Genomic DNA, 12,593 nt, shown 5'->3' with positions numbered 1-12,593 from the left:
AATGCATGATTACACTGATAATACATAATTATTTTTATTTAACAGGCCGCTTTATGAGCTTTGATCAACCTGAATATTACGAACAGACGTTTAGTAAAATAGACGAAAGTGACAACAAAATTTCATCCATTGAGTTTGATTGTTGCACATTTGAAAACTGCAATTTTGAATTTGCTGAATTTCGCAGTTGTAAATTTATAAATTGCCAATTTGTAAACTGCAACTTATCCAACATAGCTTTTAGTTTTTCAACATTTAGTGATGTGGAATTTGCTCAATGTAAAATGATAGGGATTGACTGGACAAAAGTGGGGTGGTCACAATTTAATACAACCAGCCCTATTAAATGTTTTGAATGCAATTTATCCGATAATTCATTTTACGCATTAAAACTTTGTGAAATTGTTTTACACGATTGTCGTGTGCATCGAGTAGATTTTAGAGAAGGAAATTTTTCTAAATCCGACTTTAGTTCGAGTGATTTTTCGTTTAGTCAATTTTCAAATACCAATTTAGAATCAACAAATTTTGAATCTGCTTACGAATATCAAATTGACGTCAGAATCAACAATATTAAACAGGCAAAATTCAGTAAGGAAGAAGCAATTAATTTACTATTTGGATTGGAAATCGAAATTATTTAGTTTCTACACAATGATCAAAGTTGAGTTTAGTTAACCACATTAAACTCTGCTTTATTATTATAAAATACAACATTCAAAAACATATCTATAAATACTAAAAAAACCCCATCCTTATTCAAAAAAAACACCGCTTATAAATCAGGCACTTAAACTCGTTTAACTTCGCCTTATAACTAATATATCGAAATACCCCATATAAAAGTAGTTAACATTAATAGAACCATATTACGAAAAATAAACATTCAATTTACTTTAAAGGTAAATTCATTTTGATTTTAAATTTAAAAGTAACACCCACACACATTCAATGAACAAACATAAAAAAAATTTAAAAGATATATTTTTATTACTAATAAATACAAATCCAACTCACAAAAAACACAAAAAAGTTTTAACCAGTTCACTTTTTAAGATTTATTTTGTGCAACAAATCTCTATGCAACATTTTGCAACGTTTTCTTCTAAAGGATATTCCAGAATTTTAAAGTAGAATATTTCTCAAAGCACAATGCTGTGTTAATAGTTTAACGTGTTTTAAAATTTAAAAATCCCTCTATCTAATTGAAGGTACATTATATGATATTTAATAAAACCGCATTAGCCCTTGGGTTAAGTTCGGCATTAATTTTAGCCAGTTGCTCATCACCTGATGACTCTCCTGCTAATACAGCACCTACTGCCTCACCAATGATTATTGGCAGTGCAATTAATTCAAATGCTAAGGATGCTGAAGGTGATACATTAACTTATTTATGGGAAATGAATAATTCACCAATTGGTAGCAATCCAATAATTGACATGTCTCAATTTTCACAAATGACTGGTAAAAAAACAGTCATATTAACAGTTACTGATTCAAGTGGATTACAAACTGTTGAGGCAGTTGAATTTGATTTTGGAACAGGCACTGGAACAGGTACTGGTACTGGAACTGGCACTGGAACTGGCACTGGCACTGGAACTGGAACTGGAACTGGAACTGGAACTGGAACAGGCACTGGAACTGGAACTGGAACTGGAACTGGCACTGGCACTGGCACTGGAACTGGAACAGGTACTGGCACTGGCACTGGCACTGGCACTGGAACTGGAACTGGAACAGGCACAAGCACTCCAAATACAGCCATCATTGATGACTCAACGTATGAAGGCACGATCCCATTAAGTCAAAAAGTAATTGGTAAACCCGGAGCGTCTTTACAAACTACAGGAAACCCATTTGCAGATACATACTTCTATTTGAGCCCTGACATCTCAACAATGATGGATTATTCATTGGATATCGTTCTTGCTGATGGCGATACAGATATGGCGAACAAAATTCGCTATGTGCAGCGCCAACCTTCTGCGGTTTGGATGGATTCTACTGCAACGATCACTGACGCTGATAATGTAGGTCGTCGTACGTTAGAAGGTCATCTGGATGCAGCTGTAGAACAACAAGCCTTTTATGCTGAAAAAGATGGCCAAATTGCGCCAATGACCATTGTAATTATTATTTATAACTTACCTGATCGCGATTGTGCCGCTTATGCATCAAACGGTAAATTGTATGAAATTGGCAAGCCTGATGGTTCTACGCCTCCTGGTGATCTAGATGGAATAAATAAATACCGTACAGAATATATCGGTAAAATTGTAGAGGTTCTAAAATCTAAGTCTGAATACGCAAATCTACGTGTCGTTGCAATGTTAGAACCAGATTCCTATCCAAATATGATTACAAACACTAAATTAAATCCTGACGGGCCATCGCTTGTTGTACCTGGTCTAACTACGCCAAGTGGCGATACTTACTGTGATACTTTATTAACTTATACACAGCAAGATTTAGCTCAAGGCCAAGGGGTATATGGTGCAGGTCTACAAATTGCTATTAACGAATTAGACACCGTAGGTAATGTTTACCAATACTTAGACATTGGACATGCCGGCTGGTTAGGCTGGGATAATTCAATGGATAACGATACAAACCTTAAGCGTGGTGTAAAAGGCTTCTTAGATTTAATTGCAGGTGCTAATGCTAATGGTAAAAGTGGATTTGATAAAGTTCGCGGCTTTGGTTCAAATACTTCAGGCTATACGCCAGTAGAAGAGCCTTTAATTTCTAATGCTGAAGCTGATCGTATGTTGTTACAAGATTGGTATCAATGGAACCATGCAGTTGACGAATTATCTTATATTGATATGTTTAATGCTCGTGTGCGTTCACAACAACCTGGTTTTGAGCCTGGATTCATCATTGATACTGCTCGAAATGGTTGGGGTGGCCCTGATCGCCCAGTTCCTGGTCAAGGAACTAAAGGCACGGACGATTCAAAACGTGTAGATAAACGCCCACATCGTGGCCACTGGTGTAATGTTAAAGATGCTGGTGTTGGGGAAGTTCCAAAACCAAACCCAGATTCTTCACGCCCTCATTTAGATACATTCTTCTGGATGAAACCACCTGGAGAAGCCGATGGTATCTCATTTGATGTGAATGAATACTTTGATAACGGCGTTCCAAATGCTAAGTACAACGCATTGGATGATATAGATAAAGCTGTAGTTGATAGTGCTAATTTAGAAATCTATGCAGGTAAACAATTAGACTCTATGTGTATTGCAAACTCTGATCGTGAAGGTGTTCCAACTGCGCCGTTTGATGGATTATCGCCACATGCTGGTGGCTGGTTCCATAAAGTGTATTTAGATTTAATTGACAGAGCTTACCCACCATTAGGTGAGTCTGATTACGACTAACTCTTAAGTATTAAAACCAAAAAAACCCGACTTTTGTCGGGTTTTTTATTGAATTGACAAAATTAATTAATGGCCAAAACAAACATAAAATTCACGTTATGAAAAAAAAATTAAATAATATAAAATAACCAATGTAAACCATGGACAATGATCAACACTTTTTAAAACAGCACAACTTTCATCCATAAAAAGCTCTGTGTAAATTTCATTTATAAGGCTAATAATATGATATCTAATAAATCTGTACTCGTTTTAGGATTGAGCGCAGCACTCATTTTTTCAAGTTGTGAAGAAAAAACAAATAACAACTCAGTTGAGACGAACACTGCTCCTACCGCTTCTCCTGAAATCTCTGGATCTGTCATTAGCTCTAATGCAGTGGATGCTCAAAAAGATTCTTTAATATATTCTTGGAGCATCGATGATAAAGTAGTGAGTACCGACTCTACTTTAGATATGAACAATTTAATTAATATCACAGATACAACCAAAATCACTTTAACCGTGACCGATAAAGAAGGATTAAAGGTTGTTAAACATATTAGTTATACACCTAAACCAATAATACAAACGCCTCCAAAAAATTATCCACCTACTGCGCAGCCTAATATAGAAGGTACTTCCATCATATCTAATGCAGTTGATGCTGATAACGATAATCTCAAATATTTATGGCTGATGGATGGCTCTGTCATTTCAACTGCAACAATACTTGATACCACTACATTAAGTGTTTATGGCAAAAAAAATATTTCATTAATTATTAATGACTCTGCTGGACACCAAGTCATTTTTCCTATTATTTATGATTTTGGCCCTAATCCCAATACTGCACCTACCGCTGAACCATCAATTTCAGGTGCTGTTATTTTTGCGAATGCAAATGATGAACAAGATAGTGCTTTAATTTATTCGTGGGAGGTTAATAATATAAAAGTTAGTAGCAATGAAATATTAGACTTAACGATATTAAATCTTTACGGCGAACAAACAATCGTTCTGACTGTGACTGACCCTGAAGGTCTTTTTGTAACCAAAGAAATCCCTTTCAATTTTGGCCGCCCCCCCAATACAGCCCCTACTGTTAATATTGAAATAAGTGGGGCGTTCATTTCATCTGATGTTCAGTATGCTCAAAATGATACTTTATCGTATTTATGGACTGTAAATGATATATCCGTCGGTAATAATGAAACGCTACCACTTTTTGACATAAATATTTATGGGACGCAAATAATTACACTTACGGTGACAGATGAATTCGGCGTAAGTGAATCCAAATCATTAATTTATGATTTTGGTGCAGCACCTAACATCAAACCTTCAGCTAATCCAATAATTATTGGCACCACAATACTAGCAAATGCAACGGATCCTGATGATGAAGTCCTGAACTATTTATGGGAAATTCAAGGAGTCCAAATTGGTACGAGTGGCACATTAGATTTAGCTGAACTGACAAATTTATATGGTATTGAAACGATTTCATTAACTGTTTCGGATCCGAGCGGTGGGGTATTTATTTCGCACATAAACTATGATTTTGGACCAGAAAATACAGCACCTACTGCTACACCTTTCATCTCTGGAGCAATAATTTTTGCTAATGCTCAAGATGCACAAAATGATGCACTTTTTTATACTTGGGTAATTAATGAAGTGAATTATGGCACAAATCCATTTTTTGATACGAATACAACTGAACTTTCGGGGAATCAACAAATTGAATTAACCGTAACCGACGCTAAGGGCTTATTTATAGTAGTAGATATTTTTTACAATTTTGGCAATTCTACTGAAACAAACACCCAAACCCTGACAGAAACTGAAACATATACAGAAACTGGTACTGGTACTGGAACAACGACACAAACCAACACTGCACCAACTATTAACTTTCAAAATGTAAACTCTGTGCTTTTTGCAAATGCCTTCGATGCACAAAATGATACTTTGTCATATCAATGGGAAATCAATGACACCACTGTGAGCACAGAATCCTTTTTAGATCTAAATTCTGAAATATTTGATGCATTGATGACAACCCAAAACATCGTTCTTACTGTTACCGATTCTAGGGGGCTATCCGTTGTGGATATTTTCACATATAACTTTGCAACACCTGTAATCGATGCCATTGAAGCCGTCAGTAATTACGATGGCAGCATCCCTTTAAACCAACAAATGATCGGTAATATAGGAGCAAGCTTACAAACTGCTGACAACCCATTTGATAATGCCTACTTTTACATCAACCCAGATAACCTAGCCAAAATGGATTATTCATTAGAACTTATGCTAACTGAAAACAACCACGCAATGGCTGAAAAAATTAAATACCTTCAACGTCAACCCTCTGCTATTTGGCTTGACTCTATTGAAATGATTTCAGGCTCATCTGATAAAGGACAACGTTCGCTAGAAGCGCATTTAGATGCTGCAATTTCTCAACAAAACTATTTCGCCCAAATTGACTCTAACAATGGCGCTGACGCCATTTCACCTATGAGTGTTGTATTAGTACTTTACAATCTACCGGATCGGGATTGTGCTTCTTATTCATCTAATCGTGAATTGTTTGAAATAGGTTTACCAGATGGCAGCACTTTGCCTGGTGACTTAAATGGTTTGTACAATTACAAAGTTCATTACATTGGTAAAATTGTGGAAGTATTACAATCTAAAGTCGAATATCAAAATCTACGGATTGTGACAATTCTTGAACCTAATTCTTATCCTAATATGATCATTAACAGTAATATAAATCCTGATGGCCCTGCTTACGTTATTCCTGGTTTTACAACAACAGACGGCATACCCTATTGCGACACTTTATTAAATTACACTCAAGTAGGATTAGAATCTGACTTAGGTGTTTATGGAGCAGGTATCCAAATAGCAATCAACGATTTAGCTCATGTCGGTAACGTTTATCAATACATCGACATAGCACATTCAGCCAAACTTGGCTGGGATAATTCCCTTTCAGAAGGAACAAACTTAAAACGTAGTGTGGATGGGTTCTTAAAATTGATTGATGGCGCTAATGCCGATGGAATATCAGGATTTGATAAAGTAAGAGGTTTTTCAAGCAACACCTCTGATTACATTCCAATTGAAGAACCATTAATTTCAAATTTAGCAGATGATCGCGAAGCATTGTCTGACTTCTATGAATGGAATCAAGCGGTGGATGAATTCACTTATATTGATGCATTTAATGCTCGCATTCGAAACTTAAAACCTACATTTGATCCCGGGTTTATTATCGATACATCGCGAAATGGTTGGGGATCAAATAACCGCCCGGTTGTTGGACAAGGCTTTAAAGGTACGGATTCATCACAGCGTGTCGATAAGCGAGCTCATCGTGAGCACTGGTGCAATCCTAAAAATGCAGGCATTGGCGAAGCCCCAAAATCTTCACCTGATTCTTCACGCCCTCATTTGGATGCATTTTATTGGGTAACCTTACCTGGCGTATCAGACGGAGTTTCATTTGATTATGCTTCATTCACTAATGCCCAAATCAATGCATTAGACCCAATAGAATATAATGTCTATGACTCTGCAACTAACCCTGATTATTCACTTAAAGCATTGGATCCAATGTGCATGCCAGGGGAAAGTCAATTTGAACCTATAAATGTCGCGCCTTATTTAGCTCCTCATGCAGGCGAATGGTTCCATTACCAATTTTTAAATTTAATTGAACATGCATATCCAGCGCTTGGTGAGTCGGATTACGACTAATCTAAAAGTTTAATCAAAAAACCCGACTTATGTCGGTTTTTTTATTGGGCCATTTCTAATTTTTTAAAAAATATAACGACTCCTACCGGTTAAAAAACCATTAAACCAAAAATATTAAAATTGCGTTATACATCAAAACGATTACACTACAGAGCATCGGGGAAGTAGGTGTGAATCCTACGCTGTCTGCGCAACTGTGAGCCTGTCCATTAATTGAACATGCAAGTCAGATGACCGTATCATTAATTATTTATTCGCACGAAATACAGGAAATTATTATGCATATCGAACCAGGTGTCGTTGACGGCGCTAAAATTTTATTAAGCCTTGCTACTGCCGCTACTGCCTTTGTGGTTTCTAGCAAACACATTACTAGCCATGTTAAGCAAAATGGCGTCGCATCATTAGCCACTAAAACACTATTAGCTACCGTTGCGGTATTGGTGTTTTTTGAAGTTTTCCCTAAACAACCAGTTGGCGTTTCAGAAGTGCATTTGATTTTGGGCTCTTCAATCTTCTTGTTATTTTCATTGGCCCCTGCCGCTTTGGGTTTAACATTTGGTTTATTGATACAAAGTTTATTTTTTGCACAAACCGACTTGCCTCAGTACTTCATGAATATCACCACATTGTTAGTACCATTATTTGCAATGGCCGCCATCGCGCCTAAATTTATTGACCCTAACACCGCATATAGTGATTTAACATACACACAGACTTTAAAATTATCGGCGATTTACCAATCAGGTATTGTGGCGTGGGTAATGTTTTGGGCGTTTTACGGCCAAGGTTTTGCGGTTGAAACGTTTGTGAATGTAGGTGTATTTGCTGCAGCATACTTAACTGTAATTATTGTTGAGCCGGTTGCAGATTTAGCACTGTTGTTTGCAGCTAAACGCTTAAAACCAATTTCTAGCTTGTTTGTGAATACTCGTCTTTATAAAGCTTAATTATTTCTCATAAAAAAGCCCTCTTCTGGAAACAGTTGAGGGCTTTTTTATTTCTGACTCGCTCTTATTTATTCTCTTACTATCATATTTTCAACCATTCCAACTTTTTCAATACTCACCAATATTTTATCATTATGCTTTAAAGATTGCGTGCGCCCAGGTGTGCCCATATAAATTAAATCCCCTGGCATCAATGTAAAATACTGACTCAAATAACTCACGACCTTTGCAGGTTTGTGAATCATAAATTTTGTATTTTCTTGCTGAACGATTTTGTCATTTAGTTTGGTGGTTAATAACAGATTGTTATAATCCAACCCTGTTGCCATGATTGAACCTATTGGGCCAAATCCATCCATTGCTTTTGCACGCATCCATTGTAAGTCTGAACTCTGCCAATTTCGCTCAGTAATATCATTGCCAACGGTCACTCCAAATATATAATCGTCCGCCTCTTCTATTGAAATGTTTTTAGCTTGTTTGCCAATAATTAACACCAACTCTCCTTCAAAATGCACGTTTGTGGCATCTTTAGGTAATTCGATATTTTTACCTGTCGTAATCAATGAGGAAGGTAATTTTAAAAATAACGGAGGCGGCGCATCAGAAGGAGATGACAAGTGACTGGCGAAATTCATACCCACTGCAAATACCGATTGAGGCTGTGTGGGCAATAATAAAGTGACGTCTTTTAAAGGAATCGGCTCGCCTGATTTTTCATATTGTTGATATAAATCACCGATTAATGGTTGGATTTTATCATCTAATATTTGGCCAAAACCGATGGCTTGATTTATTTGATACCTTGCAAAGTATTCTGGGGATTGGTTATCTTTGGCAAAACTAAATCCTGAAACACTCAGTGTTAATATTACGATTAAAAATTTCATATGCATTTCTCGTTTTGTATGTTTTAACTATACGAAAACTTAACCGCTTTAGTTTTATATGGCTACTTATTTTTTGGGAAATCATCCTTCATTTAGAAGCTAAACCCAATCAACGACTTTACGCTTTAGATGAACAAAAAAGGCCGGCACCTAAGTGCTGACCTTTATTTATGTGGGTGTCTATGTCAAATGTAAGGCGCGACCCCGATGATTTTTTTGTCAATTGTAAGACGCGACCTCGATGATTTTTTCTTACTATCATATTTTCAACCATTCCAACTTTTTCAATACTCACCAATATTTTATCATTATGCTTTAAAGATTGCGTGCGCCCAGGTGTGCCCATATAAATTAAATCCCCTGGCATCAATGTAAAATACTGACTCAAATAACTCACTACCTTTGCAGGTTTGTGAATCATAAATTTTGTATTTTCTTGCTGAACGATTTTGTCATTTAGTTTGGTGGTTAATAACAGATTGTTATAATCCAACCCTGTTGCCATGATTGAACCTACTGGACCAAATCCATCCATTGCTTTTGCACGCATCCATTGTAAGTCTGAACTCTGCCAATTTCGCTCGGTAATATCATTACCAACGGTCACTCCAAATATATAATCATCTGCCTCTTCTATTGAAATGTTTTTAGCTTGTTTGCCAATAATTAACACCAACTCCCCTTCAAAATGCACGTTTGTGGCATCTTTAGGTAATTCGATATTCTTACCTGCCGTAATCAATGAGGAAGGTAATTTTAAGAATAACGGAGGCGGCGCATTAGAAGGTGATGACAAGTGACTGGCGAAATTCATGCCCACTGCAAATACCGATTGAGGTTGTGTGGGTAATAATAAAGTGACGTCTTTTAAAGAAATCGGCTCGCCTGATTTTTCAAATTGCTGAAATAAATCACCAATTAATGGTTGAATTTTATCATCTAATATTTGACCAAAACCGATAGTTTGATTTATTTGATACCTTGCAAAGTATTCTGGGGGTTGGTTATCTTTGGCAAAACTAAATCCAGCTAAACTCAGTGTTACTATTACGATTAAAAATTTCATATGCATCTCTCGTTTTGTATTTTTTAACTATACGAAAACTTAACTGCTTTAGTTTTATATGGCTACTTATTTTTTGAGAAATCATCCGTCATTTAGAAGCTAAACCCAATCAACGACTTTACGCTTTAGATAAACAAAAAAGGCCGACACTGAAGTGCTGACCTTTATTTATGTGGGTGTCTATGTCAATTGTAAGACGCGACCCCGTTGATTTCTTACAGCATCCAATTACTTGAACACTACTTTTCAGTGCTACCTAGGTGAATGAGTAATTCCTAGGACAGGACTTTAACCTGCTAGATATATTGCCGGTAACGGCGTACGACGCGACCCCAGTGTTGGTTGTTAGCTTGGCATATCTTTAGCTACAGGTCTCATAGCCCCATAAAACTATCAAGAGCAAGCTCCCACCCAGCTTCCAATTCATATTAGTTTGTCACATTACACACCCACAAAAAAGCCCTCGTTCATTTCTAAACGAAGGCTCTTTTTAATCTAGCTTACGCGTGATTTAGGGTCGCGTCCACCAAACACCATTTGGGTGATGGGGGACTCAACCCCAGTGGTTTAATATCCATGGCATTTTTTAAATTTCAACCCACTTTGGCAAGGACAAGGTGAATTAGGCTTTACAGAACCAAAGCGATTTATTATGTCACGTTTTTTCAACTTCTTTTCATTATCATTTATCAGAATATCAATATTAGACTTAAGGAATTCATCTAAATAAATATTAGGATTCCATCCTTTCACTATTTTATTTACAATAAAACTATCGACACCTGACGCAACAACACCTAACACAGGGTTTACAAGACCCACAATATTAGGAAACAACCATCTAACTCCCTTACTGGTTACTCTTTCTTTTTTAGAGGCCATCAATTTAAAATACACATCCTCTTTAGAAACATTTTCATCAGCAAACCAATCCATGAAAAATTTAGATTTTTTCGAAGTTGCAAACTCAACAATATCATGAATACCAATAATATTTTTTTGCAATAAATGATAAAAATCGGGTATTCCTTTCGATTTTGTTATTTCACTAAATAAATCAACTTTATCTATAGACTCACCTCTAAATAAAAAAGCTAACTTACTATTAAGATACTCTTTCGAAAAAGCATCTTGCAAAATAACTTCCGCACCACATTTATCCTGGAAAGAAAATCCTTTTAAAGCATTGAATAATCTATTTGTCTTCGTTGATTGGAATGGATCCATATCATGGATCGATTCAACACCTGAAAGAAATTCTTTAGATATATCCGATGAATTAACCTCATTAATCAATTCTTTATATGCATTATCATAAACACTATTATCAGCACCTGCGTCTAATGATTGAATATTTTTTAATAAAGCGTTATCCATATATTGAATAAACTTGGGTTTTAATGACTTTTTATTTGAAAATTCTTTATAGTTTCTATCAATATATTCTATAAATGGTATCGTGGTAAATTGATTTGTAAATTTTAATCTTGAACCATTTGAATTCAAAAATTCCATTCCTACGTCAATTTTATCATATATTAATTTTAATTTTTTAGAATCTAACAGAGCAAGACAATTTTCTATCCCTATTTTAGATACTAGTATTTTAAAATCACTATCTGTAATAATAACTTCATCATAAATAATAAAGCTTAAAAAGAATTTACTTAATGCATTGTAATACATCTCTTTAATATCACCACCCATATCAAATCCCATTAAAATGGTAGGACCTACATTTCTCTCTCCAGTATTTCCAACTGGAACTAGCTTGCTAACTGGTTTGGGGAAATTATTAATGAAAATTTTAATAACAACACTCCTTATTATAAATAATTTATCGTTCAGTAATTAAATATGGATTATAACGAAATACTAATAACCAATGAATAGTCGAAAAAGTAAAAGCAAAGGAGTCAATTCATTTACCTCACATTACTTTAGCAAAAAATAACCTACTAGACACCTTGTTATTAAATCCTTACTAAGCATAGAAAAGTGATCGACGCACTTTACCACTCAAAGCCACTGGACATCCAACAATAAAGCTGTTGAAAATGACGACCAAGAAAACGAGCAATGCATAGGGTCAAAGTTTTAAACCTGGCATAGACACCCACAACACATCATAAGTGCAAGCCCTCCCCACCTTCCAAAACATATTAGCTGTCAGGGCAAACCTCTGACCTACAACCAAATACACCAATTCAATTTATTCCCGCCAAAAAAACCTCCGTTTGTTAATTTCAAGAAGGTCAGAGCGGCTAAAAAACAGAATAAATCAAGTCGCTGTTTCATACCACTTTAGCAAAAAGCAAACTCTTAAACACCTAGTTATTCAACTGGCAAAACGTTCACTTACCTCCCCAACCAAAGCCAAACTTCCATGTCCTTATCAATATGCTCCTACAATTACTACAACTTAAATCCCTTTAAGCATGCTCTCACTCCTTACTTACCTCCTGTAAGCAACAATAAAACTGCTCAAGTTGACAACCAAGAAAATGAGTCTAATTACTTCATAACCAAAATTACTAATCAAGCT

7 protein-coding genes and 1 riboswitch are annotated in these 12,593 nt (G+C 35.9%); of the genes, 4 read left to right on the top strand and 3 right to left on the bottom strand.

Features of this window, described 5'->3' with window-relative positions:
* Positions 1-53 precede the first annotated feature (53 nt).
* The 4 genes from TYM08_RS06105 to TYM08_RS06090 all read left to right on the top strand — a co-directional run bounded on the left by TYM08_RS06105 (position 54) and on the right by TYM08_RS06090 (position 8,092).
* Positions 54-644 carry a pentapeptide repeat-containing protein gene (locus tag TYM08_RS06105; protein WP_422382078.1) on the top strand — a complete coding sequence of 197 codons (591 nt, stop codon included), beginning with the start codon at positions 54-56 and terminating at the stop codon, positions 642-644.
* 576 nt (positions 645-1,220) lie between these two features.
* Positions 1,221-3,389: a glycoside hydrolase family 6 protein gene (locus tag TYM08_RS06100; RefSeq protein ID WP_422382077.1), complete on the top strand. Its 2,169-nt coding sequence runs from the start codon at positions 1,221-1,223 to the stop codon at positions 3,387-3,389.
* A gap of 225 nt (positions 3,390-3,614) precedes the next feature.
* Positions 3,615-7,142, top strand: coding sequence for a glycoside hydrolase family 6 protein (locus tag TYM08_RS06095; protein WP_422382076.1), 3,528 nt, complete (start codon positions 3,615-3,617; stop codon positions 7,140-7,142).
* 110 nt (positions 7,143-7,252) lie between these two features.
* Positions 7,253-7,398: riboswitch (cobalamin riboswitch) on the top strand.
* Positions 7,399-7,420: 22 nt separating this feature from the next.
* Positions 7,421-8,092: an energy-coupling factor ABC transporter permease gene (locus tag TYM08_RS06090; RefSeq protein ID WP_422382075.1), complete on the top strand. Its 672-nt coding sequence runs from the start codon at positions 7,421-7,423 to the stop codon at positions 8,090-8,092.
* 68 nt (positions 8,093-8,160) lie between these two features.
* Here TYM08_RS06090 and TYM08_RS06085 read toward each other — a convergent pair whose 3' ends face one another.
* The 3 genes from TYM08_RS06085 to TYM08_RS06075 all read right to left on the bottom strand — a co-directional run bounded on the left by TYM08_RS06085 (position 8,161) and on the right by TYM08_RS06075 (position 11,755).
* A complete protein-coding gene (locus tag TYM08_RS06085; RefSeq protein ID WP_422382074.1) occupies positions 8,161-8,982 on the bottom strand; it encodes a fumarylacetoacetate hydrolase family protein in 822 nt (273 codons plus the stop codon).
* Between the two features lie 118 nt (positions 8,983-9,100).
* On the bottom strand, positions 9,101-10,048 hold the full coding sequence (locus TYM08_RS06080; protein ID WP_422382073.1) for a fumarylacetoacetate hydrolase family protein: 948 nt from the start codon (positions 10,046-10,048) through the stop codon (positions 9,101-9,103).
* A 567-nt stretch (positions 10,049-10,615) separates the two neighbouring features.
* A complete protein-coding gene (locus TYM08_RS06075) occupies positions 10,616-11,755 on the bottom strand; it encodes an SEC-C domain-containing protein (protein WP_422382072.1) in 1,140 nt (379 codons plus the stop codon).
* Positions 11,756-12,593 lie beyond the last annotated feature (838 nt).

Origin of the sequence: Marinicellulosiphila megalodicopiae (genome assembly GCF_045862395.1) — a bacterium.
Classification (GTDB): Bacteria; Pseudomonadota; Gammaproteobacteria; order Pseudomonadales; family Natronospirillaceae; genus Marinicellulosiphila; species Marinicellulosiphila megalodicopiae.
This window is presented reverse-complemented; position numbering and strand designations above follow the sequence as displayed.